At 55.1% G+C, this 23936-nt stretch carries 18 protein-coding genes and 1 other RNA gene; 6 read left to right on the top strand and 13 right to left on the bottom strand.

Annotation, left to right across the window (positions count from 1 at the left end; genetic code table 11):
- Positions 1 to 323 precede the first annotated feature (323 nt).
- Together KZO34_RS07395 and KZO34_RS07390 are read left to right on the top strand one after the other, a co-directional pair.
- Positions 324 to 1574 (top strand): carbohydrate porin, encoded by a 1251-nt coding sequence (locus tag KZO34_RS07395; RefSeq protein WP_219475150.1) that lies wholly within the window; start codon positions 324 to 326, stop codon positions 1572 to 1574.
- Between the two features lie 102 nt (positions 1575 to 1676).
- Positions 1677 to 3344 carry an amidohydrolase family protein gene (locus KZO34_RS07390; protein WP_219475147.1) on the top strand — a complete coding sequence of 556 codons (1668 nt, stop codon included), beginning with the start codon at positions 1677 to 1679 and terminating at the stop codon, positions 3342 to 3344.
- Positions 3345 to 4230: 886 nt separating this feature from the next.
- On the opposite strand, the gene KZO34_RS07385 is transcribed toward KZO34_RS07390, so the two are convergent.
- From KZO34_RS07385 to smpB, 12 genes are all read right to left on the bottom strand, one after another.
- Entirely contained in the window at positions 4231 to 7386 is a 3156-nt protein-coding gene (locus KZO34_RS07385; RefSeq protein WP_219475144.1) for a type I restriction endonuclease subunit R, read from the bottom strand.
- Positions 7383 to 8402, bottom strand: a complete 1020-nt coding sequence (locus tag KZO34_RS07380) for an SIR2 family protein (RefSeq protein ID WP_219475141.1) — start codon at positions 8400 to 8402, stop codon at positions 7383 to 7385. The genes KZO34_RS07385 and KZO34_RS07380 overlap by 4 nt, the downstream gene beginning before the upstream one ends.
- 3 nt (positions 8403 to 8405) lie before the next feature.
- Positions 8406 to 9809 (bottom strand): restriction endonuclease subunit S, encoded by a 1404-nt coding sequence (locus tag KZO34_RS07375; protein WP_219475137.1) that lies wholly within the window; start codon positions 9807 to 9809, stop codon positions 8406 to 8408.
- Complete coding sequence (locus tag KZO34_RS07370; RefSeq protein WP_219475133.1) at positions 9799 to 11511, bottom strand: class I SAM-dependent DNA methyltransferase; 1713 nt, start codon at positions 11509 to 11511, stop codon at positions 9799 to 9801. Before KZO34_RS07370 ends, KZO34_RS07375 begins: the two co-directional genes overlap by 11 nt.
- A gap of 779 nt (positions 11512 to 12290) precedes the next feature.
- On the bottom strand, positions 12291 to 14168 hold the full coding sequence (locus KZO34_RS07365; protein WP_219475129.1) for a DUF927 domain-containing protein: 1878 nt from the start codon (positions 14166 to 14168) through the stop codon (positions 12291 to 12293).
- Positions 14165 to 15145: a toprim domain-containing protein gene (locus KZO34_RS07360; RefSeq protein ID WP_219475126.1), complete on the bottom strand. Its 981-nt coding sequence runs from the start codon at positions 15143 to 15145 to the stop codon at positions 14165 to 14167. The genes KZO34_RS07365 and KZO34_RS07360 overlap by 4 nt, the downstream gene beginning before the upstream one ends.
- Entirely contained in the window at positions 15142 to 15369 is a 228-nt protein-coding gene (locus KZO34_RS07355; RefSeq protein WP_219475124.1) for a helix-turn-helix transcriptional regulator, read from the bottom strand. The genes KZO34_RS07360 and KZO34_RS07355 overlap by 4 nt, the downstream gene beginning before the upstream one ends.
- 143 nt (positions 15370 to 15512) lie before the next feature.
- Entirely contained in the window at positions 15513 to 16319 is an 807-nt protein-coding gene (locus KZO34_RS07350) for a hypothetical protein (protein ID WP_219475121.1), read from the bottom strand.
- 152 nt (positions 16320 to 16471) lie between these two features.
- Entirely contained in the window at positions 16472 to 17707 is a 1236-nt protein-coding gene (locus KZO34_RS07345) for a tyrosine-type recombinase/integrase (RefSeq protein WP_219475119.1), read from the bottom strand.
- A gap of 200 nt (positions 17708 to 17907) precedes the next feature.
- Positions 17908 to 18272, bottom strand: a transfer-messenger RNA (tmRNA) gene (ssrA, locus tag KZO34_RS07340).
- 85 nt (positions 18273 to 18357) lie between these two features.
- Entirely contained in the window at positions 18358 to 19782 is a 1425-nt protein-coding gene (locus KZO34_RS07335; protein ID WP_219475116.1) for a wax ester/triacylglycerol synthase family O-acyltransferase, read from the bottom strand.
- A 139-nt stretch (positions 19783 to 19921) separates the two neighbouring features.
- Positions 19922 to 20401: an SsrA-binding protein SmpB gene (gene smpB / locus KZO34_RS07330; protein WP_219475114.1), complete on the bottom strand. Its 480-nt coding sequence runs from the start codon at positions 20399 to 20401 to the stop codon at positions 19922 to 19924.
- A 180-nt stretch (positions 20402 to 20581) separates the two neighbouring features.
- Here smpB and KZO34_RS07325 point away from each other — a divergent pair, with 180 nt between their 5' ends.
- From KZO34_RS07325 to KZO34_RS07315, 3 genes are all read left to right on the top strand, one after another.
- Positions 20582 to 22213, top strand: a complete 1632-nt coding sequence (locus tag KZO34_RS07325) for a sodium-dependent transporter (protein ID WP_219475111.1) — start codon at positions 20582 to 20584, stop codon at positions 22211 to 22213.
- Positions 22214 to 22280: 67 nt separating this feature from the next.
- Positions 22281 to 22724, top strand: coding sequence for a type II toxin-antitoxin system RatA family toxin (locus KZO34_RS07320; RefSeq protein WP_219475107.1), 444 nt, complete (start codon positions 22281 to 22283; stop codon positions 22722 to 22724).
- The gene (locus KZO34_RS07315; RefSeq protein ID WP_219475103.1) at positions 22724 to 23005 is read left to right on the top strand and encodes an RnfH family protein; all 282 of its coding nucleotides are present in this window, start codon (positions 22724 to 22726) and stop codon (positions 23003 to 23005) included. Before KZO34_RS07320 ends, KZO34_RS07315 begins: the two co-directional genes overlap by 1 nt.
- An 8-nt stretch (positions 23006 to 23013) precedes the next feature.
- On the opposite strand, the gene KZO34_RS07310 is transcribed toward KZO34_RS07315, so the two are convergent.
- The gene (locus KZO34_RS07310; RefSeq protein ID WP_219475100.1) at positions 23014 to 23340 is read right to left on the bottom strand and encodes an outer membrane protein assembly factor BamE; all 327 of its coding nucleotides are present in this window, start codon (positions 23338 to 23340) and stop codon (positions 23014 to 23016) included.
- 121 nt (positions 23341 to 23461) lie between these two features.
- Here KZO34_RS07310 and fur point away from each other — a divergent pair, with 121 nt between their 5' ends.
- Entirely contained in the window at positions 23462 to 23872 is a 411-nt protein-coding gene (gene fur, locus KZO34_RS07305; protein ID WP_219475097.1) for a ferric iron uptake transcriptional regulator, read from the top strand.
- Positions 23873 to 23936 lie beyond the last annotated feature (64 nt).

Raw genomic sequence — 23936 nt, 5'->3', positions numbered from 1 at the left:
CTGTTTGCCATGCAGCCCCTCCAATATGGAACTGCCGTTGCCTAACTCTCACGGAAGCTGGGAACGTGAATGACACCGGAATGGGAAATATCTTCATTCGAGCCTAGTGTATTGATCCCATTCGGGCAACGAAGCAAAGGCACTATTTGGCCTGGAAAATCTGCATACATAATCTTGGGTGCCTGTCGTCGCGATCAACTATAGAAAAGAAACGTGGTTTTGCTCGTGGACTACAAATGCAATTGACTCGTTTCCGCGACTGATCAGCTGCTGCCCGCGCTCCGGGACATTTGCCCGATGCTCCACCCGAAGGACGCAGAACGATGACTCACATCTCAACAATTGGTCTCACTGCAATTGGTCTGGCCGTAATTTCGTCGACTGCCGCAGGGCAGAGTTCGGATGCGGCCAGGCAACTGACAGCTCCAGACGCAGTGGAAAACCAGCTCGTTGATGATCGAGAGAACAAGCCGGATCTAGTAGGCACAGAACCCATGGGGAAGCGGTGGGACAACTGGAAGGCAGAAACAAAAGAGCGATCGGGACTCGATTTCGGACTCGACTACAACGCCTTGGGTTTTGCAGCGACGGAAAGCATTGGCGAGGATACATCCGCAGGTGGAGCCTTCAGATTTTTTGGTACCTGGGACCTGTTGGGGCTGGAAGGGGCCAATACCGGAAGTCTGGTTTTCAAGTTTGAAAACCGGCATGCCTACACGGATGTGGCCCCAAGTGACTTTGGCCCGGAGGTTGGCTATGCGGGCCTTAATCACTGCTGTTTCAGTGACCAGGAATGGCGCACCACCCACCTGTTCTGGCAGCAGCGCTTCGCCGGCGGTCGAGGCGTTAGCTACATTGGCTATCTGGACGTTACCGATTATGTCGATGTGTACGCTCTGGCGAGCCCGTGGAGTGGCTTCTCGAATTTCGCCTTCGCCACCGGCTCTGGATCAATGGGCGGTTTGCCCGACGGAGCGTTTGGAGCAATGGTTGGAGGCTTCCTAACCGATACGGTGTATGCGGTGGGCGGTGTCGCCGATGCTAATGCAGATGCCACCGATCTTGGTGGCGGGTTCGAAACCTTCGTCGATGATTTTGAGACTTTCAAGAGTCTCGAACTCGGCTGGACCCCTGTACGTGAAAAGCTGTTTATCGACAATGCCCATATTACTGTTTGGCAAATCGATGAGCGTGATGAGGCTGAAACACCCGATGGATGGGGGATTAATTTTTCACTGGCAAGCCAAGCCGGCGACCACTGGCTGCCTTTCTTCCGCGGGGGGTGGGCCGAAGACGGTGCCAGTCTGTATCAGGCGTCCGTCAGCGCGGGGATCGGGTACGCGAAGGTGCTTGGGCGCGATCTTCTGGGGGTCGGTCTGAATTGGAGTCGGCCCAACCGGGATACCTTCGGCGAAGAACTCAACGACCAATATACCCTGGAGATCTTTCAGGGCTGGCAGGTTGTTGAGCGTGTACAAATCACCCCAAGCGTTCAGTTGATCGCGGATCCCGCCCTTAACCCGGATGAGGACTTTACCGCGCTTTTCGGCCTGCGGGGGCGAATTGCCTTTTAGCCGATCGGAACTGGTTGGCTACGGCATTGCTGCACATAGCATCGTTGAGGATTTGGTCAGTAGATCAAGGTAGACCAAGTTTGCGATTCAGGGAGATACAACATGAACCATTCAAAAATCTTTGTTGCAGCCTTCTTTCTCGGCGGTTCGATTCCTTCGTTTGCCCAAGATTATGATCTCGTGATCAACAACGGTCGCGTAATGGATCCCGAGTCCATGCTCGACGCCGTTCTCAATGTTGGTGTTAAAGATGGCCGAATCGCCAGAATAACGCCTGAAGCCATCAAGGGTTCCGAGGCCATCGATGCCACCGGGCACGTCGTTGCGCCGGGCTTCATAGACCTGCACTTCCACGCACTCGACGGACTGTCGCTGAAGCTCGCCGCCCTTGATGGCGTAACCACCGGCATGGACCTTGAAGCCGGCGCGATTCACGTCGCCGAATGGTACGCCGAGAAGGATGAGTCTGGCTGGCCACTGAACTACGGCACCGGTGTCAGTCAGGAAATGACTCGCACGCGGGTTCATGATCCGGAGGTCGACACCAGCGGATGGCATGACGCCACCAGCGTTTTCGCACTGCGTGCCCAAGCCGTGGAGAAAGACGGCGTGCCAGGGTGGTCGGTCACACGCAGCAATTTGGACCAGCTGAATAAGATACTCGGGTACATGGATGAGGAATTACGTCAGGGCGCCTTGAGCATCGCCTCGACCGTGGGCTACATGAGCGAGGGTGTAACCACTTTCGAGATGTTCAAGACTCAGGAAGTAGCGGCAAACTACGGTCGCCTGCTTGGCGCCCATGTTCGGTTCCATGGCAACCCCAGCAATCCTGAAGGCCCCCTCGGTACCAGCGAACTTCTCGCCAATGCTATGGCGCTCGATGCGCCATTTTCCCTGAACCACAACAATGAATACGGCTGGTGGGAGAACGAGGAGAAGCTGCAGAAAGCACGTGCTCAAGGATACAACGTATGGTCGGAGTATTATCCATATTCCGCCGCATCCACAGCCATCTCCGCTGAGTTTTTTTCGCCCGAGAAATTCGCTGTCCTCGCCGGTGGCAGATCTTATGAAGAAACCATCTACGACCCAGTTCAAGACAAATTCCTGACTCAGGAAGAGTGGGAAAAAACGTCCAAAGCACACCCTGATCGCACGATCTTTGCGTTCAATCCCAAGCGGGATGATTGGCTGCCGTATTGGATGCGAATGCCGCACATGATAGTGGCCTCCGACGCGATGTGGTCCGGTAAAGGAATTGACTCCTGGGATCTGCCACCCAAAGAATACGTCGGCCATCCGCGCACGGCTGGCACACGCGGGAAGACTTTGCGCGCGGCACGAGAGAACGGGGTGCCATTGATGTTCACAATCGCACAGATGGCTTATTGGCCGGCGTATCACCTAGGGCTTACCGGGCTCGAGGGAATGCAGGAACGTGGCCGACTTCAAGAGGGTATGATCGCCGACATCACGATCTTCGATCCCCATTCAGTGACGGATAATGCCACCTACAAGGCCGGCGAGCAGGGGCTGCCGACCACCGGAATTCCCTATGTCATCGTCAGCGGCGTGGCTGTCGTGCGCGACAGCCAGTTCCAACTGAATGTCCGACCGGGCAAATCGATCCGTTTCCCAGTCGAGGAGCGAGGCAAATTTGAACCAATCACCGTCGAGGGCTGGACCCGGCAACTTACGATACCGACTTTTAGCGTCGACGGAGGTGGATTGAGTCCCCGAAACGCCGCTGATGACGGGAGCAAGTAGCAATGACGGTATCAGGAATTGCTCACGCCCCAGCTGAGGGTGACTGCGATCTCACAGGGGGCACGACGTTCATTATCTGGGCGCTTGGGTTATTGACAAGGAAAACGTGTCCGCTGCTCATGTTGATAGTAAGTCACGCGCTGGCTATTTCGGCGTTTGCGGATGCACTACCGGGTCCTCCGGTATCGGATGACTCGAGGTCCTCTTTCGAGCGCTTCACGCAATCTGTCGGTGTGGATCCGGCCACCTTGGGCGCAAGGTTCGCTGAGAAGCCCGGGCGGACATTCACTAGTTTGGGTTTCTCGAAAGTCTTTTGTCCGATCCACAGGACATTCGAACCCGTTCGTAAACTCGACAGGAGTTCCGCTGTCGATTTGCCGAGCCAAACCACTGAGGTTTCCAGATGGCAATCGCAACAGTGAAAAGCCACGCGACTGTTCCGTTCATAAAAAAAAGCCCCTGAAATCAGGGGCTTTTTTCTGGGTAGTTGGTGGAGACGGCGTCCACTGAACGTGTCATTCAAGTCTTTGATTTAAATCGTTTGTTGTTATTTTTGGGTCGGCGTTTACCCACGTCTATACCCGCAAAAATCTCTCGCTACCTCAGGAATTGCTAAACTCTAAAATCTTAGATTTTCCGTCGTCGTGTGCCCGCTCGTTAGCGTTTTAGATGTCAACATTCGTCAACATTTGGATTTGAGAGCTGTTCTACGTTCAACATTTTTCAACATGAGAGGAAAACATCAGATCAGAATGAGTAAAAAAATACTCACCCCTTTCTAATAGGCTAAACTTCTGCCTTCTCTCTCCACCCGATAGACAAGGCTTCTGCGTCTACATGGACGACGCTCTGGTTCGCTCCAGCTTGATTTTTGGATATTCATCTATCATTTCGTCCAGTGGTTAGACAGGGCTTCAGCCTGCTCCATGATCAACTCAATGGCAGCAGGAGCCTTGTCAGGCGGGTATTTGTAACGCTGCAATGTCCTGCGGACCAGAATTCGCAGCTTGGCCCGCACGCTCTCCCGCACTTGCCAATCCACCGTGGTGGATTTTCGCAGCTTGTCGGTGATCTCCACGGCGATCTTTATCAGAATCTCGTCGCCCAGCTCCCGCATGGCGCTTTCGTTGCTGGCTAGGGCGTCGTAGAAGGCCACTTCGTCCGGATTCAGGCCGAGGGCGGCATCTCGCTCCATTTCTGCCTGGAACTGCTTGGCCATTGCTATGAGCTCTTCAATCACTTGTGCCGTTTCGATGCCTCGGTTGTTATACTTTCGAAGCGTTTCTTGCAGGCGGTCGGAGTATTTTTTCTCCTGCACAACGTTGTTTCGGGTTTGTGCCTTGATTTCATCCTTAAGCAGTTTCTCTAACAGTCCTACGGCGAAGTTCTTGTAGGGCATCTGACGAACGTCCTCGAGGAACTCCTCAGAGAGCAGCCCGATATTGGGCTTGTCCAGGCCGCAAAGGGCGAATACATCGGTTACCCCCTCGGCTACAAGTGCATTGTCCAGAATCTGCTTCAGGGCAGTGCTCTTCTCTTCCTCGGTCAGCTTCTTGTCCACGCTGGTGAACTTGGTGATGGCGATTTTTACCTGTGAAAGGAATGCCACTTCTTTCTGCAGTGTTTGGGCTTCGCCGAGGGTTGCGCACAGAGAAAAGGCTTTATTCATCGCCAATACGGTATCTAAAAAGCGCTTTTTACCGTCTTCGAGGCCCAGAACGTAGTTGGCAGTCGGTATTAGATACTTTTGAGGCTCGGTCTCAAATCCGCTGTAGTCCAAACCCTTTCCCTGGGGGCCAGGGGCGAGCATGCCGCGGATTATGTCACGCTTCTCCAGCAGGACAGCGTAGGCTTCTTCAGCACTGTGGGTGGGAGAGCCCTTACCTTTAGCATCGGTATATGTTTTCAGTGCTTGTTTCAGTTCGCTGGCAATCCCGATGTAGTCGACCACCAATCCGCCGGGTTTGTCCTTGAACACGCGATTTACCCGTGCAATGGCCTGCATCAAATTGTGGCCCTTCATTGGCTTGTCCACGTACATGGTGTGGCAGCATGGCGCATCAAAGCCGGTCAGCCACATATCTCGCACGATCACCAGTTTGAGCGAGTCGTTGATGTCTTTGAACCGCTTCTCGAACCGCTTCTTGGTTTGCTTGTTGTATATGTGTGGTTGCAGCAGGGCGCGGTCAGAAGCGGAGCCCGTCATCACAATTTTGATAGCGCCTTTCTCGGGATCATCGTCGTGCCATTCGGGGCGCAGGGCGACAATCTCGTTATACAAGTGAACCGCTATCTCCCTACTCATGGCTACGATCATGCCCTTGCCATCGATGGTGCTGGAGCGCGTTTCATAGTGGTTCACCAAGTCTTCTGCCACCTTCTTCAGACGCGGGCCGGCGCCCACCAATTTTTCCAGTCGGCTCCATTCGCCCTTGGTTTTTTCGCGGCTGCCGACGTCTTCATCGTCTTCGACTACTTCTTCTACTTGATCAGACAGTTCCTCGATCAAATCGCTATTGATATCCAGCTTGGCCAAGCGGGACTCATAGTAGATGGGCACGGTTGCGCCATCGTCGACGGCATCCTGAATGTCATAGATCGATACGTAATCGCCAAAGACTGCGCGAGTGTCCTTGTCCTCGTTTTCGATGGGGGTTCCGGTGAAGCCAATGAACGAGGCATTGGGGAGGGCGTCTCGCATGTGGCGGGCGTAACCAAACTTGTAGGTGCCGTCCTTCTTAAGGGTGGCTTTGAGACCGTATTGGCTGCGGTGGGCTTCATCTGAGATCACCACGATATTGTGCCGATCATTCAGAATCGGATGGTCGTACTCACCGTTTAGCAGCGCGAACTTTTGAACTGTAGTGAAGATTATGCCGCCGGATTCCCGTTCAGATAACATGCGGCGCAGCGTATCACGGTCTTCGGCTTGCACTGGTTCCTGCTTTAGCAGTTCGCGGGCCGCGCTGAAGGTGGCGAATAGCTGGCCATCGAGGTCGTTACGGTCGGTCACTACAATTAAGGTAGGGTTGTTCATTTCCGGCTGCTGTAACAGCTTGCCAGCATAACAGCACATGGAAATGCTTTTGCCGGAACCCTGGGTGTGCCAAACCACGCCCGCTTTCTTGCTGCCCGACGTGACCTCATCGCCATAGGTAGCCCGTTTCTCTTGGGAATCCCTCCGATCCTGTTGTTTTGCCGCTGTAACCGTCGCTTTAACCGCCTCGCGCACGGCGTGGAACTGATGATAGCCGGCAATCTTCTTAATCAGTTTGTCCGAATCTGTTTCGAAGATTACGAAGTAGCGGATGTAATCCAAGAAAAGTTCTCGGTCGAAGAAGCCCCGCACCATTGTCTCCAGCTGCCACTCGAGTAAAGGCTTGTCGTCCTCATGCTTAATGGTGCGCCAAGGCATGTAGCGTTCTTGATTGGCGGTGAGGGAGCCCACCCGAGCCACGTAACCATCACTGATAATGATCGCCTCGTTATAGGCGAAAAGATCGGCTATTTCATCTTTATACGTCTGGATCTGGTTGTAGGCATCCCAGATATTCACGTTCTCGACTTCGGGACTTTTCAGCTCCAGCACGGCTAATGGCAGGCCGTTTACAAAGCAGATCACATCTGGCCGGCGCAGTTGCTTGTAGCCTTCGATGGTGAACTGGTTGACTGCCCGGAAGCGGTTAGAGGACAGGTTAGTAAAATCCACGAGAAAGGCTTGGTCATGAATGACCTCATCGTCAATTTTGTACTCTACCGGGACGCCGTCCAGAAGCAGCCGGTGAAATGCCCGGTTGCTGACCACTACATCCAAGCTCTCGGGTTTGCGGACAACTGCCACAGCCTGTTCAATGGCGGCCTGGGGCAGGTGCGGGTTGATGCGTTGTACTGCCGCTTCGAGATCCGTCAACAACAAAACCTGCCGGTAGTCAGGACGCTCGGGATTATCGTTTTCAAGTCCCAAATCCGATCCGTGGGCTGTTTCCCAGCCCCCCTCTTCAAACCACTTGAGGCAGAGTTTTTCTAGTTTATCTTCGTTCATGAATCCTGTCCCTGAGCTAAAGCTTCAAGTAATGCCTCTAAGCTTTCGTCATGGTCATCGGTATACCAGATCGGGTATACGTTGGCTCTCGCAAGCTCATCACGTCTAGCCAACCTGTCTTCATCGTCTCTCAGCTTCAAAAAAGCATAGTGCCGTGGAATGTTTTCAACGCCCTTTTGAGCCGCAATGCGCCCTAAACATGCCAATGTTCGGTCTATTGTTAGACTGCATCCGATGAATAGCAGCGATCGTGTGCTAATCGCTTCGATTACACTCTCTAAAGCATGGTCGCTCTCGTAATGCCTGTCATACTCTGACTTTGTAAGCACCCGCTTTCTTGAAGAATTCGCTTTGCCGTGAAGTTTGACCAATACTTTTTTGTTTTCACCAAGTATTCGAGGAAACTCGACTGCATCCGCGCCCTCGAGAATTTCGTTAAACTCCAGATCGGCCGAGCTATAGGCCTTCGTCAAAACATCATCAAAATTGGTGGTTATCACCGCTCCACTAAATAGGTAGGGAAGCCTCTGCACCGGCCCAGAGACCTCCCGATCTGCCCCAAACTCGTTTTCCACATACTCTAGAAAGCATCCTGCAGGTAAATCATCATGCAACGCTTCTGCAGCTTCCTCGTATTCGCCGTTGGTTATCAGTTGATCAAAATCCTTTGGTGGAACCCGGGTTTCCGTAAGAACGCGATAAAGAAAGCCTGTCCAGCCAGGGTATCCGCTGGGCTTTGACATTCCAGCGCCCACAAATGGTGTTATTGCGCCACGACCATAGATCTCTTTGAGCTTTCTAAAGCGTGCAGAATTGCTATCGAACTGTTCCAAAATCTCCTCAGCACGGGAGAGATTATTTGCCTTTCTTCGCTCGCACCATTCAAGAAAGGCTTCGTTGTAGCCTACCGACTCCATCTCTCGAAGAATGGTGTCTCTGCAAAATGAATAACCGGCTATTTCAACTGTACCTTGCTCGTTCAAAAAGCTGTCAAAGGCCGGTTTTAGGTAATCCATCACTCAGGCCTCCTTTTGGTCGATCAAGCGAGCGCCGGAAAGAAGTTGCGGTAGCAGCGTGTCGCGGAGGTCTGCTAACGACCCCGTTTTCCTGACTAAGATTTCAATGTTTTCGTATACACTTTTCGCTAGTTTGGTGTACGCGTTGATCAATTCGTGGGGGGGGACAGCTATAGGAATAACCTTGAAGTTCTTTTTACTTATTTCCGCAAATGTCGTACCACTGGCGCGCCCTTTAATCTCATCCATCTCAGATGCACACCACTGCAGGACGTATTCCGGTGAGAGGGTTTTGTCGCACTTCATTGCGATGAAGCCTTGGTTGATCGCCACAGGAGTTTTTGCCAGAGCTAGGTACCCAACGGGGGCTCGAGATGACATTAGCACCGTATCAATCGGCAGTAGCCCAGAGCTGATTTTGGCTAAGCCAGCTGAAGTTATTTTTCTTTCGGTATCGATGAGGACCTTATGCTTTAGGCTTGAGAGGTCTTTAGGAGTTGCCCAATGAATATCCCCACCTCCCCAGAAATCATCATTCCTTGTCGATGGTGTGCCACCGCCCATTACGGTCAGCTCGTTACCGACTTGGCTAACGCGCCACCCCTCTGGAATCTCTCCCCACTCACAATCCTGCATAGCTGACGGAAATAGCTCTGCGGTGGCGCGGAGCTCAGCATATTGCTCTGGCTCTTCGGCCTGGAGGCGGTTTAGCTGAGCCCCGTCCTTGCTGGAAATGGTCTGCATGGCGGCGAACAGCGCGTCTTTTGCGCTGCCGCCATCCTTCAGCGCGGCGATTTTGGCTTGGACCGGCTCAAAATCGATAAACCAGCTTTTGAAGATAGCCTGGGCTATGTGTTCGAGGGTTTGACTGATTTGGTGGTTGTTCTGGATTTTTTCATCAAGGGCTCGAAGGTGACGCGCTATCCCTCGTTGTTCATTTTCGGGCGGAATCGGCAGTATGATTTTTCGCAATTCGCTTTGTTTGATGCCTTTCACTGTAGAGCCACTTGCTCGAGACTCCAGTTGGTCTTGGACGTAGGGGGCTTGCATGACATAGCGGAGATAGTCGTTTTGCAAAAGGCCTTTGGCTCCCCGGAGTGTCACGATGCGCTGCGCTAGTGCCACGTTCCCATCTGCCAACTGAGCCACTTCACCAAGAGGAGCTTCCGTGGTAACTACCACATCACCGGCCATGGGGAGCCCCCGAACCATCCAAGACTCGTAGTCTTCCTCTGCGATGTATTCCGTTGCAGGCAAAATAGTTCCGCCCTTCACGATTTTGGCGGTGATCAATGGAACTCCGTGATCAGTTTTCTTGGGGGTCTTGCCTCTGTAATCAATCAGCGCATCCACAGCTTCAGATAGAGGCAATAGTTTCCAATGCGAAGGAAACTTATCAGCACTCATAACCTAGCCCCCCAAGGTTGCGCTTGATCTCGGCCTCCAGACGCTCACTCTCAGTAAATTGCCCTCGCAGTTGTTCGGTTAACCTGGCCATTTTCTTCGCAAAGGGCTCACCATCGTCTTCCTGCTCCTTTGCACCCACATATCGCCCTGGAGTCAGCACAAAGTCATGCTTCCTGATTTCATCTAGGCTGGCGGATTTGCAGAACCCAGCGACATCTTCGTAGCCTTCACCGCGTTGCCAGGCATGGAAAGTGTCGGCGATTTTGGCAATGTCTTCGTTGGTAAAGTCTCGGATCACACGATCCCGCATGAAGCCCAGGTTGCTAGCGTCTATGAAAAGGAACTCCTCCCGGCGGTCGCGCTTCTGCTCGTTGCGCACCGTGCCGTTAGCTTTGTCTCGGGTTATGAACCAGATACAGGCTGGGATCTGAGTGTTGGTGAACAGTTGGCCGGGGAGGGCAACCATACACTCCACCAGGTCGGCTGCCACTAGTCGCCTGCGGATTTCGCCTTCATTGTTGGTGTGGGAGCTCATTGAGCCGTTGGCCAGCAGCAGGGCCATACTTCCTGTCGGTGCTAAGTGGTGGATCATGTGCTGCATCCACGCAAAGTTCGCGTTGCCCTTGGGCGGGTTGCCGTATTTCCAGCGGCTGTCCTCTGCCAAGGATTCGCTCCACCAGTCCTTCATGTTGAAGGGAGGGTTCGCCATTACGAAGTCGGCGCGCAGGTCCGGGTGCTGGTCGTCCAAAAAGCTGTCGGCGTTTTTCTTGCCAAAGTTGAAGTCGATGCCCCGAATGGCCATGTTCATAGCGGCTAGTCGCCAGGTGGTTGGGTTGGACTCCTGGCCGTATACGGAGATGTGTTTCTTCTGTTCGCTGGCACTGTAGTGCTGTTCTTTTGCGTGTTCTTCGATGAACTTGTCGCTGGATACGAAGAAACCACCAGAACCCATTGCCGGGTCATACACTCGGCCCGAGTAAGGTTCGAGCATTTCCACGATCAGGGTGACGATACTCTTTGGGGTGTAGTATTGACCACCTTGCTTGCCTTCAGCGAGGGCGAACTGGCCCAAAAAATATTCGTACACATGGCCTAAGATGTCTTTGCTGTGCAGGCTCAGCTTCTCACCGTCGAACACGGGCTTGGTGAAGGAGGTGTTGGAGAAGGTGTTGATCAGGCCCAGCAGCTTCTCGTTCTCTAGCTGGTACTGGCTAATGCGGTTAAGGATGCCTTTGAGCTTAACGTTGCTCCTTTCGATTTCCTCCAAAGCGTTGTCGATGAGCCAGGAGATAGAACGCAGTTTTACATCGTTTCCGCCTTCATCCTGCCAGATAACAGATCCCACGGGCAGTGAGGCTTTTTCATTTAAAGTGCTCCAGCGGGCCGGTTTAGGTACCCAGAATACGTTGGCCTCGCGATAGTAATCCAGCACTTCCAGCTCTTCTGTCAGGGCTTGCCGGTAATCTTCGTCGCTCTCATATTCTTCTGGTGGTAAGTAGTAAATCTCATCGCTCTCGTCCTGGAATCGTTCCAGTAACTCTTCCTGGCGCTCCTCGAAGGCATCTGAGACGTATTTCAGGAAGATCAGGCCCAGCACGATATGTTTATAGTTGGCGGCATCCATAGCGGACTGCAGCTTACAGGCTGCTTTCCAGAGCTTGTCGTCCAGGGTCTTGAGGAATTGCTGTTCCGTGTTGTTCATTGCTTAGTAGTTCCCTTTGAGGGTTTAATGCTTTCGCTATCTAATAAAGCGCAAAGGCACGGAGCGACAATGTGTGTCGGTTCGTGCCTTCGTTTGTTCCGGAGTGTTGTGAGCAATGACTATGGGTTAATTGCTTGCTAACCACTCGATATATAGTTGTTTTACGTTACTTGGCGGGGTTAGGCAAGGCTAGGCAGGGCTCGGGAGTTCCTTTGAGCGCTCGTAAGCGGCGTAGTATTCATCTCGCAGCTGTTGACCTTCCGTGCAGTACCTGTTCTTGGGAGCAAAGCAGCGATTGCATAGCATCAGGTGGTTGATCATGGCGTCGTGGGAAGGCTTCGATGGCCTCATCCGTTCAATTTGGCCTGGACGGCTCTCTGGTCTTCCGATGGGCTCGGTTGTATCGTCACCCAGCGGTTGACCCTCTGAACGCTTCAGGCCGAAGTGGGCCAACACGTGGGCTCGGCTGATTGCCCCTTCGGCTATGTCCTGAAGGTCGTCTGCATCCAGCAGGCGCCTCGAGCGTGCGGGGTTAGCCTGGAGGGTTTGGGCTATGTCTTGTAGCAAGGCGTCAGGGTCTACCGTTTCTTGCAGCTGGCGGAGCGTCGGATGTGTGCGCTCTCGTTGAGTCTTGGCCGTTACCTGCTTCGCCGGAGAACGGATGGAACGCAGGGAACATCGTTGTTTTGTCTGACCGTTATCTGTTCCCTTTGGTGCTGCCCCTGAGGGAACAGGGGGAACGGCTTCGATTCCAAGCGCTTCGAGGATGTGTTCAACGCTCATTCATCGGCCCCCTCATCTGGCTTGATCCAGTACAGGCCGAATGTGTCGCTACCGATTCGGGTCTTTTTCGAGCTCTTCCCCTGGTCGTGTTCAGCAATCCACCCGGCGTCGTCCAGGGCTTTCAGAATGCGCTTCAAATCAAAGCCTATTGCGGCTTCTCTAAGCCCATGGCTGAAAAAAAGGTGTATCCGCCCTCCTGAGCTTTCCAGCCAGTATCCGGCACGTTCTCGGGCTCCGTGGTGCGAATCCGGGTCTTCTTTTGGCGCGAAGCGGGCGTTCCCATGCTTGGCGATAAATTCGCGGATGCTCGCCAGGATCTGGCTGGTCTCATCCTTCTCCTTCCCCCGGTTCTCACGCCAGGCTGCGAACATTTCTAAGGCAGCCTCAATGGCAGCACCTTTGTCCCAACCTGTGAGACCGTAGTCTGTGGCCAGTTCTCCTGCCATAGCGATCAGGGCGAAAGTGCCGGCGGCCCGCGATTCCAAACCATCTCTTCCCGTGAACTCTGATCTCATCATGATCGCGGCGTAGTGGTGTTTCAGATCTCTAGAATCTTCCAGCACCGCCTCCACGAAAGCGGGGCCAGCGTGGCCGTAATGCTGGTTGGTGGCTTGTTTCAAATGGTCGGCCATGGCGCGAGCGCTTTTATGACGGTGCAGATAGTCGAACAAGCCGTAACGGCGGTTTGTAGCAGGAATGTCCAGTAGTCGGGCGCTTTGACCGGCTTTGGTTTTCTGGTTGGCCTCTCCCATATGGCTGCTGAGTGTTCGCTCGCCGCTGGAGAGCAGCATGATCCGCCAGCGTTGAGATTCGCGGGCCCCGCCCGTTCTCCGAGCGCGTTGCTTTCCCTGGCCGTTTGCCAAAGCGTATACGACAGTGCCGATTTCCCTTGGGTTGCTCTCGCTGATTTCATCCAGGGGCAAGAGAGTGTCGTTGCGGGCGGCTGCGGTGGCTTCTAGCCCGTTCCCGGTTCCCCGCCAGGTCATGACATAGCCCGGGCTGCCCCATACGCTTGCAGCCGCCTGAAGCGCAGTGGTTTTACCCTTGGATGAGTCTCCCTGAAGGTGGAGTCCGGCGCCTCCGGCTTCTCTTTGGGCTGCTATCTTGAGCAACGGGGCGGCGAAAGCGCATGACACCGAAATGATCAGTAACTGGTTGCCCGCGCAGAGCTGGCCGACCTCTTCCTTCCAGCTTTGAAGAGATCCGCGTCGTAGGTACGCATCGTGAGCTGCGTGCTCAGACTGAAAGCGGTAGCTGTTGTCTCCAATGGTTCGACCTGGCAGAACGAAGGCTGTGTTGTCCCGGTTCCAGCCGGTGCGCGTGGCCGCCACGACCCTATTCGCTGGGTACTGTTCCATCATCCACTCGCAGAGCAGTCTGTGAGCTTTTGGGTTTATTCTTACACCGTTGTCCAGCAGCTCTCCTCGCAGTTCTTCCCCACTTCCCTTGAGCATGTGCATTGGCGCGGCCCACTCCTTAACGCGGCCCTGAGAATCCCAGAAGCGAAGGATCAAGCCATATCCACTGCCGATTTCATCTCGGGTCTCCGCAGCGGCCTCAAGGGGCGTGCTGATCCATACATCTATGGGCTCCGGTTCGCTGTCTCCTCTGGGGATTTTGGTGCCGTGCCAGTAGAGCCCTGGCTTCTGGGGCGTGCGATGGAGACGAAACCAGTCGGGGTGGTTCCGGAAACACGGGCGCTCAATGTCTGGCTCCGGTAAATGTGTTGGTGGATGCTCTGAAGGGTAGACCGGTTTCAGTGTGGTCTCGGTTCCCTCGGAACTTTCTGAAGAGGGAACGCTTGAACCCTCGTCGTTCGCGTTTGTTCCCCGTGTTCCCTCTGTTCCCTCCGAAAACAGGCAGTCTGGTTTCATAGCTGCCCCCTTAGCCATTCATGCAGGTCGTTAAAATCGGAAAGGTGCTTGGGTGCCTCGGGCGGCCATTCGGGCAGGGCAAGCCTTGCCCCGGCGGCCAGTGCTGCGGCGCGTGCGGCTGTTGCGCCCGGGTTGCCCGGTGTGGCGCGGTCGTCGTCTCCGCACACAATCAGGTCAGCATCAGGCCAGCGGTTCCGGGCTCCGGTTGCCACGGCCTTGAGGTTGCCGCAATCTACTGCTGCTAGTACTAGAGCATCTCGGTCTAGTTCCGCCAGGGTGCAGCCAGTGGCATAGCCCTCACAAATAAGAATGCGCGCGGGGTATTCCGGGCCATCTACAACAACAAAATGACCAGCCTTCTTACCGCCGGCCATCAGTCGCTTATTCCCCGCCTCATTTATGGTCTGTAGGCTCCAAGCTTTGCCGTTGAAGTCGGTCAATAGCAGAACGAGTTCGCAGCCATTCTGGCGGGCTTTGTGGGGCTGTATGCCCTTACTTTGAAGGTAGGGGTGCTCTGGATCTGCGGAGTGGCTGGAGTGCCAGTGTCGAGCAGCCGCTGCGGCTTTGGCTTCCCACTGGCGTGCTTGCTCTTCCTCTCTCGCCTGTTTGGCGTCTGCCATACTGCGTTGCAGTTCTCGGCGTTCTTCAGGTGTGATGCTGCTTTCGTTCCAGGCTACCCATTTCATCTCGGCCCCGGTTGACCAGTCACCGGCGATCACGATGATGGGTAAGCCTCTCGAGTGGTAGGCCACTCCCCATGCGTTCTTACTGCGAGGCTTGCTGGCGCTGCCGGTTCGGATGAAGCGGCCCTCGTGGTTGGCCAGCTGTGATAGGAAGTCATCCGGGTTGGCTGGTTCTATGCCATTCTCCAGCAAAGCGATGCGTATGGCCTCCAGCCGATCTGCGCAGCTGGTGGTGACGCTACACTGGTTACGGGTCTGGTGCCTTGCCCCTTCGGGGGCGGGTGCCTTTATCATGCCTGGCCCCCTTCCATGCGCTCAGCGATCCAGTTACGGATTACCGATTCGGGCCACGCCACGGCGCGGGCTCCGATTTTTACCGGCTTCGGGAAAGTGCCTGTGGCGATCCCGTCGTAGATTGAACTTCGACTGCGTCCGGTGATGGCCTCCACTTCCGTGCGGCGCAGCATTCTCTCCAAATATTGGCGGTGGGTTTTGAGGGTTTCGGTGTTTTTTTGCATGTGGATTCCTCATGGTTCCGGTTGGGTTCCAGGGAATCCTCGTCTTTCTATTCGTTTTTGAGCAGGTGTAGGGGTTGGAGGTCAAGGGGTGGAGGCCCTGCCTCTAGCCCAGTGATAGAGCGAGTTCGAGGGGTGGAGGGGATTTATTTGCGCCAGTTTGCCGCCCAGCGAGGTGTAATCATCGTTGCGCCTGAATCTGCATTTTTTTTGCTGAGCCCCTGTTTTTCTAGCCACGCTTTGACCTCTTCCTTTTTGGGAAAGGAGCTGCGGTCACTTCGATCTACATTTGTCCAATAAAGGCGCCAAGCTCTGATCAATGCCTCGAGATCTGAGAGTTCGTTGTCAGCGAGAGCATTGAGCAACTTTGCAAAATCTGAGGGTAAACCTTCCATCAACTCGTCACGTGTGGGGGAGGGCTGATTTCTGCGCTCGATAATTTTTTGATCCGCAAGGGTTTGAAGGTCGCCGGCCCAGCAGATTAGGTCGTGAGCCTTTACCTTAGGGGGACGGCGAGCTGGGGTAAAAATGGGCGAATCAAGGTACCCCGGGTCTTTATCGAGATCTACCCAAAGAGGGCCGTTGGCTAGTTCATTCTCGAACGACGAACTCTTCAAGGGGCTCCTGAGCCACCTGTCGATGTAGGCATGTGCCAGCGTATACTCGCGTGAAGCGCCACTACTCTCGCTAGTTTCGGAGGTGTTCAGGAGGTTATTGGATAGGCTGACAACATCACGCTCGATAGTCCGGATAAGGCTCGGTGGAACCTGAACAAAGATTGACGACTCAGTCGTGTTGAGGGTGGAATCACTCATAGCCCCCTTTAGCACAACCAACTCGCTGATAAAGGTATAAACCGTGAGTGTTTCTGTTGCCCCCAGGTACAGAGCGTCAGTGAGGGTTAGATTGAAGGGGCTGTTGTGCAGGTCACATAGGTAATAATAGTCTCGCACCAAGTCTTCCTTATTTTGCCAGGATGGGATTTCCAGTTAACCCCTCTGTTTACTCTTTCCGATAATCGTTCCTCTAAAGGCCTACAGGTTACTTGATTTTCCAATAGGAAGAATCGATGGGTCTGGGTTTCAATAGAGACCAGCCTGGATATCTATTTATTGGCCGCCCGCTTTATGGGTTTGAGGTTATTTTCCGGATCCTTAAGTGTGTCGAGGTAATCCGCCCACTGCTGCATCATGTTGCGGCGTTCCGGTAGCCAGGTTGTGCGGTTATAGGCTCTTCCGTGCATGTCCTTCACTCGATGGGCGAGTTGCATCTCCACGATCTCCGCCCGGAAGCCCAAGCGCTCGGTGAGAACGGTTCGGGCCATGGCCCTGAATCCATGTGCAGACATGATGCCGTGCAGCTCCAGCCTGGTCAGGGCAGTTCTGATCGCGTTGTTGCTCATGGGTTTGGTCTTGCTGTGGCCGCCAGGAAACACCCACTCCCACTTGCCGTTAACCGCTTTGATTTGGTCCAGCAGCTCGATTGTTTGGCGTGCAAGTGGCACCACCAACGGCTCTCCGTTTTTGGTGCGCTCGGTTGTCCAAGTGGCGGCATCCCAGTCGATTTGTTCCCACTTCATTGAGCGAAGTTCGCCGGGCCTCAGGAACAGCAGGGGCGATAGCTTCAGTGCCATGCAAACGGTCGGGGTTCCCCAGTAGGTGTCAATTCGTTTGAGGAGGTCGGCTATTTCGTCTGGTGTCACTACCGCCGCGTGATGTTTCGTTTCCGAGGCGGGCAGGATGTCGCGTATGTCTGCGGTCATGTCTCGCTGCGCGCGGCCGGTGCTGACTGCGTATCGGAATACCTGACCAATCAAGGTTTTTACCCTATGGGCTGTTTCTACTCGCCCGGTTTTCACAACATCCCGCAGTGGCTCCAATATGTCTAATGGTTCTATCTCGCTGATAGGGCGCCGGCCCAGCTTCGGGAAGGCGTGTTGCTCAAGGCGGCGAACGTTCCGGTTGTAGTGTTCTTCTACTACGGCTTTCTGGTGTACTTCCTCCAGCCATTCGGTTGCTAAGGCCTTGAAGGTGTTAGCGGTGGCCTCTACGCGCTTGGTTTTGTGGGTAGCCCTGTGGGTAACGGGGTCAATCCCTTCAGCCAACAGTTGCTTTGCTTCGTCGCGCTTGGCCCTTGCTTCCTTGAGTGAGGTTTGTGGGTATGCGCCGAGGGTGAGGGTTCTCTCCTTTCCGTCGTAACGATATCGGAACCACCACACTTTTGATTCTGGTTTCACTACCAGAGTCAGCCCGCCACCGTCTGCAAGCTTACGCTGTGCTTTACCCCCAGTTGTGGCGTTCTTAACCGCCGTGTTGGTCAGCTTGTTGGCCGCTCTGCTCATGGCTTTCCGTTGTGGTTGTGGGTATGGATGCGAACCAGTGTGGTTAGGCTCGATTTGTACCCACAAAGTTACCCACAATAATATCCGGATTCCAGTGGAACTCGTTGGAATAATTTGGACGGTTAAAACGAGAAAAGCCCCGGCTGGCGGGGCTTTTGGAGGTGATTTAGGTTCCGGTGGGTTCCGGCTAAATCTGTGTTTGGTGGAGACGGCGGGAATTGAACCCGCGTCCGCCAGTACTCAACCTTGAGGGTCTACATGCTTAGCGTCCTTCTATTAATTTAACTTCAAGCGACCCGAAGGTCAGGGTGCAAGAAGCGATCTCTTTAAATCTTAGCCGTTAGCCAGTGAGCTCTGTCTAACGGAGCATCCCGTAAGCGATGACGTCCTGAGATGTTGCTCTGGGCTACGGGCGACCCAGTCAGGACGACTAGCAGCTTACGCTGCTAGTGCGTAGTTTTCGTCGTTTGCGACTATTGCATTGCAGCTTTGGATTAACGAGATTCGCTGCCATCTCGACATGCACTCAAGGGTTCGCCACCAGCGTCGAAGCCATGTCGTCCCCTTATGCTCAGTATATGTGTCCGGTTTGCCGGACTTCAAGGGTTCTTTCCAAATCTCCGTAATTCACGCCCGCTACTTGTACTTACTCAGGCCACCCGGCCTTGCGCGCCCGGTCCGCCCTGTCGGCCGGCCAGGGCCACGTGGCTCAGGGCTTCGAAGCTTTCCTGAAAGTACCTCATGACGGCATCCGGGTCTGCCTGGATGTTCTTGTCCATGGTAATGCCGAACTGAACGGTGCCGGCATAACTGAAAATACTCATGCCAATACCGATGCTGCCGCTCTGGGGTACCCAGAACATGGGCTGGGTGACCTTTCCGCCGGCCAGATACAGTGGCTCTGTGGGGCCGGGCACGTTAGTCAGCACCGCCGACGCCTTGTTGCTCAGGAGGTCCAGCGCCCGCCGTTCCAGGATGTCGGGGCCGCGGCCGAATAAATCAAGGAGGCTGTAGGTAACCTGAGCCTGGTAAGAACGCTTTAGGCGGTTCATGTTCTCCTGAACCTGGCGGAAGCACATGACCGGATCCTCTACTTCCACCGGCAGCGGTACCAGTACCAGACCGAACTTGTTGCCAAGGGTCTCGATGGGTTGATCCAGTGGTCGCAGGTTGAAGGGCACGGCAACGCGCAGGCCGCACTCCGGAATGGCCTCCTTGTGCGCTGCAAAGTGTCGTTGCAGAGCGCCGGTGGCGGTGCACATGAGAACATCGTTCACCGTCCCGCCCAGTGCCTTGGCGCAGGCTTTCACTTGAGCCAGGTCCAGCGGTTCGGCCCAGGCCACCTGTTTGCGACCGCAAAGCGGCGTTCGCAGTCCGGTTTTCGGCTCGAAGGGGGCCAATCCGAGTTTGAGCAGGTCGAGGGCAACCGCGCCTGCCGTGGTTGCCAGCTTGACCGGATAATTCGGTTCCTCACGGACCGACTGGATAAACAGGCGGGCCTGATAATTTGCCGTCTGCACATTGTCCACGGCCCGATTGAGGGCGCTGCGGAACCACGTTGATTTCAGGGCAGGCGAGGGCGAGACCGACGCCACTTTTTGCAGTTTCGGTTCCGGCGTCCGGTCGGTGAGGGAGAGCATCACCCGAACCAGCGATATACCGTCGGCAATGCAATGGTGAATACGGATCAGTAAGGCGCTGCCGCCCTGGTAATTGTCGATATAGTGCATTTGCCACAGCGGGCGGCGGAAATCCAGGGCGGTGCTGTTCAGGTCGCCAACCAGTTTCTGAAGCTGGGCTTTATCGGCATTGCCCGGCAGGGCTATCTGGTGCAGGTGATTGTCGATGTCGAACAGGGGATCGTCCTGCCAGAACGCCCGGTCACCCTTATCGACCACCCGTTGACGAAACCGACGAAAACGGAGGAAGCGCTCCTCCAGAATGCGCCTCAGATGGCTGACCGAAACCGTTCGGTCCAGCGCCAGCACTCCGCAGATCATCATCGGATTCTCTGGCGTGTCCATGCGCAGCCAGGCGCGATCGACCGCAGACATCGGTGTACGAGTGGATGACATAAGCATTCCCTTTGCCGAGCATCAGGATCCCGAGTATAGGCCTGATGAAAAGATGCGCAAAGAGAGTGAGTATGCGACACACCGGGGCGTGTCGCACTTGACGGATGTCAGATATTGAGAGGTTGGGAGGAAAACAGACTCAGGCGTTGGCGTCGCGCATGATGCGCTGCTTCTGGCGGTTCCAGTCGCGCTCTTTTTCGGTCGCGCGTTTGTCGAATTCTTTCTTGCCTTTCACCAGGGCAATCTCGCACTTTACCTTGTTCTTTTTCCAGTACAGGGCGAGAGGCACGCAGGTGTGACCGGTCTGGTTCACCTTTCCGATAATCTTGGCAATTTCCTTGGCGTGAAGCAGCAGCTTCCGGGTGCGCGTCGGGTCTGCGATCACATGGGTGGAGGCCGCGACCAGCGGGGTGAAGTGCGCCCCCAACAACCAGGCTTCGCCATTTTTCAGCAACACATAGGAGTCCGTGAGCTGGGCCTTGCCCGCACGTAGCGATTTGACTTCCCAGCCCAGCAGGGCGAGGCCGGCTTCGAAGCGCTCCTCGATGTGGTACTCGTGTTTCGCCTTTTTGTTCAGGGCGATGGTACTGCTCGGCGTTCCGGGCTTTTTCTTGCTCATGAATCAGGTAATCCGGGTTCGGACGAATGAACGAATCGGCCGGCAGCTTTGCCGGCAAAACGCGCATTGTAGCTCAGGAGTGCCAGACCGGTCACGAAATCGCCGTTATCCGGGTTGCCCGGTCGTGCGTCTGCGAGTCGATCGGCTACAATGTGTTGCCAGAACCTATCAGGGACACGAATGCCTACGCCGTATCAGACACCTATCGGGTCCTTCACCCGCAAAACCACCTTTTTCTGGGCCGCGGTCGGCGCCACCGTGGGCCTGGCGAACCTGTGGCAGTTCCCTTACCTGGCCAGCCTGCACGGTGGCGGTCTGTTTATCTTGCTCTACCTGGGCTGCCTGTTGTTGGTAACGCTGCCCCTGATGGTGACCGAAGCCACTCTGGGCCGGTATTCCCGTCACGGCATCGTGCTGGCCATGGATGGTTACATTCGGAGCGCCAAGGTGTCCGGTGCGTGGATGCTGGCGGGTCGTCTGGGCATTCTGGCGGCGTTTCTGGTGCTCTCCTTTACCGTGGTGTTCGGGGCCATTGCCCTGGCTTACGTGTTCTTTGGTGCCATGGATAAGTTCTCCGGGGTCGACCAGCGGGGGGCCACCGCCATTCTCTCAGGCCTGGTGTCGGATCCCAGGGAGTACCGCCTGTTCATGGGCTGGCACGCCCTGTTTCTGATTCTGGTGATATGGGTATCCATCCAGGGCGTGGTCAAGGGGCTTGAGCGGACGCTCAGGGTGGTGGTGCCGGGCACGTTGCTGCTGATGCTGGGGCTCTTTGCCCTGGCGGCCTGGCACGGCCGCATAGGCGGTGCGGTGAGCCATATTCTGGAAATGCACCCGGAGGACGTGACCCTGGAGAGCGTTAAGGCGGCTCTGTTTCACGCCTTTTTTACTCTTGGTCTGGGTATGGGGGTGTGGGCAATTTTCGGCGCCTACACGGCACCCGATACTCAATTGAAACGATCAATTCTCGCCGTGGTATTGATGGACACCCTCGTGGCCATCATCGCGGGTATGATGATCTTTGCAGTGGCGACCGATGGCAGCAGTTTTGATGGTGAGCGCGGCTTTGGCCTGTTGTTCGTGTCGCTGCCGGTTACTCTCGGACAGCTACCGGCCAGTCAGTTCGTGATTGCGACGGTTTTCCTGATGGTGGTGATGATCGTATGGACCACCTCACTGGCGTTGATGGAACCGGTAGTCGGCTGGTTTCGGGAATGGACAGGCGCCCCCCGTGGCTGGTCTGCATTGATTGTGGGCCTGATGGTCTGGTTCGCCGGTCTGGCTTCCCTGCTGTCGTTCAACATCTGGGCTGACGATCGTTTTGCCGGTGCAACGGTCTTCCGCTGGTTGGAACTCATCACGGGAGGTCTGTTGATTCCGGCCGTTGCCATCCTGATTTCCGTGTTCACCGGCTGGCGGCTTACCCGGAGCTTGTCGCACCGTATCCTGGGGCAGGCCCCGGCCTTTTTCGCAGCGATCTGGTTCTGGGTGATGCGTTTGGTGCTACCGGTGGTGGTTGCCTACATCGGTATCCAGTACACCACGTTCTCCCTGACCAATCTTTGCGATTCCGGCAGTGACGGAATCTGGTGCGGTCAGCCGGCAACGGTGCTGTCTGAAATTGAGGGCGAAGCAGTGCTTGGCGAGCGGGCGCCGGACACCTCGGTTCCGCAGGCAGCAACGGAAGAGGGCGGCGGCCAACCGATGGAGCCGCCGGCCGAAAAACCGCGGTCGGGAAATCAACCGACGAAGGAGTCGGTCCCGGGGGAAAATGCCCCCAAAGACGGCGATATCCTTTATCATAGCGTTTGATCAGGTGTGAGTTTCCACGCACTTCTTTATTTGTAGAGAGCGCTTGCAAGCAGGACAGCCAGTTCCAATGCCCCATCAGATTGATAAAACAGCCCTTGTCATGCACTCCGCGGAGCGGATGTTTCACCTCGTGAACGATGTTGCCCGTTACCCGGAGTTCTTGCCCTGGTGTGCCAACGCCGAGATCCATGAGGAAAATGACGGGGAACTGACCGCCTCCATGGAAATTGCCAAAGGCGGCGTGCGGCACACCCTGACGACCCGGAATCAGCTGCTGATGCCGGAGGCCATAGAGATGAATCTCGTGGACGGCCCATTCCGGAACCTGACCGGGCGCTGGCACTTCAAATCCCTGGACCACAATGCCTGTAAGGTGATCCTGACATTGGAGTTCGAGTTTGCCGGCTCGCTCTCTCGCATGGCCTTCGGAACGGTGTTCAGTCAGGCTGCGAATACAATGGTAGATGCCTTCTGCAAGCGCGCGGACGAATTGTACTCGGGAGGTTTGTGATGCCGCACGTTGAGATCGCTTACGCCCGCCCGGACAAACAGGAAATAGTACCGGTAGTCGTGCCTGAGGGCACCACCGCACTTGAGGCGGTCAAGTTGTCGGGGATCGTAGGAATTTTCCCGGAAGTTGATCCGGATGACATCGACATGGGTATTTTCGGTAAGGTGATTAAGGACCCCGGCGCCCATCAGCTGCGTGACGGGGATCGGGTGGAACTTTACCGGCCGCTCAAGATTGACCCAAAACAGGCGCGCCTGAACCGGGCCAAGAAGAAGAGTTAGGTTTCCGGTCAGTAAGCTGGAGTATCTTCCAGAAGCTGGGCTTCGTAGTGGGAAAACTGGTCATTGTCGTAGTAGACGATGATGCGCTGTTCCCGAATGTCCCCGCCACTGCGCTGAAAGGTGTAAATGTAGTACTCCCGGGAGGCATCAACCGGGTTCAGCATCATCGGCGTTCCCATCACCGCGTGTACCTGGCTGCGGGGCATGCCCTCGGTGAGGGAGGTCAGCTCTTCATCGGTCACAATGTTGCCTTGCTGGACGTTGATTTTGTAAACGCCCGGGAAGCCACATCCGGTCAGAATGAGAGTGAGAATCAGAGCTGTAAGCTTTTGCATCGCCGGGGGAAATCCTCTATCTTGAAATCGCCTGCCAGAGGCAGGTGTGGCACGGGGTAACCGTTCATGGCGGCTTCATCATACCGGAAGCCGTGAGGCACACCAAAGAGTGAATAGTAACATGTCATCTGAAAACGCCGAATTACGAAAAGTCGGTCTCAAAGTTACTCTGCCGAGAGTCAAGATCTTCAATATTCTTGAGAATGCCGACGAGCACCACCTGAGTGCCGAAGACGTCTACAAGAAACTGTTGGAGCAGGGAGATGACGTGGGGCTGGCGACTGTCTACCGGGTGCTGACCCAGTTCGAAGCGGCGGGCTTGGTGCTGCGCCATAACTTTGAGGGCGGTCACGCGGTCTTCGAGATGGCTGGCGATGATCACCATGACCACATGGTCTGTACACAGACCGGCGAGGTCATTGAGTTCGTTGACGACGTCATCGAAGAGCGCCAGAAAAAGATCGCCGAGGAGCGCGGCTACGAGATCGTTGATCACAGCCTGATCCTCTACGTAAAACCGATCAAATCATAAGTATAAAAAAGGGGCGGGTGAATCACCCGCCCCAACAGCTCTCAGGATCGAGAGGGGTAGAGGT

This window comes from Marinobacter sp. F4206 (assembly GCF_019392195.1).
Classification (GTDB): Bacteria; Pseudomonadota; Gammaproteobacteria; order Pseudomonadales; family Oleiphilaceae; genus Marinobacter.
This window is presented reverse-complemented; position numbering and strand designations above follow the sequence as displayed.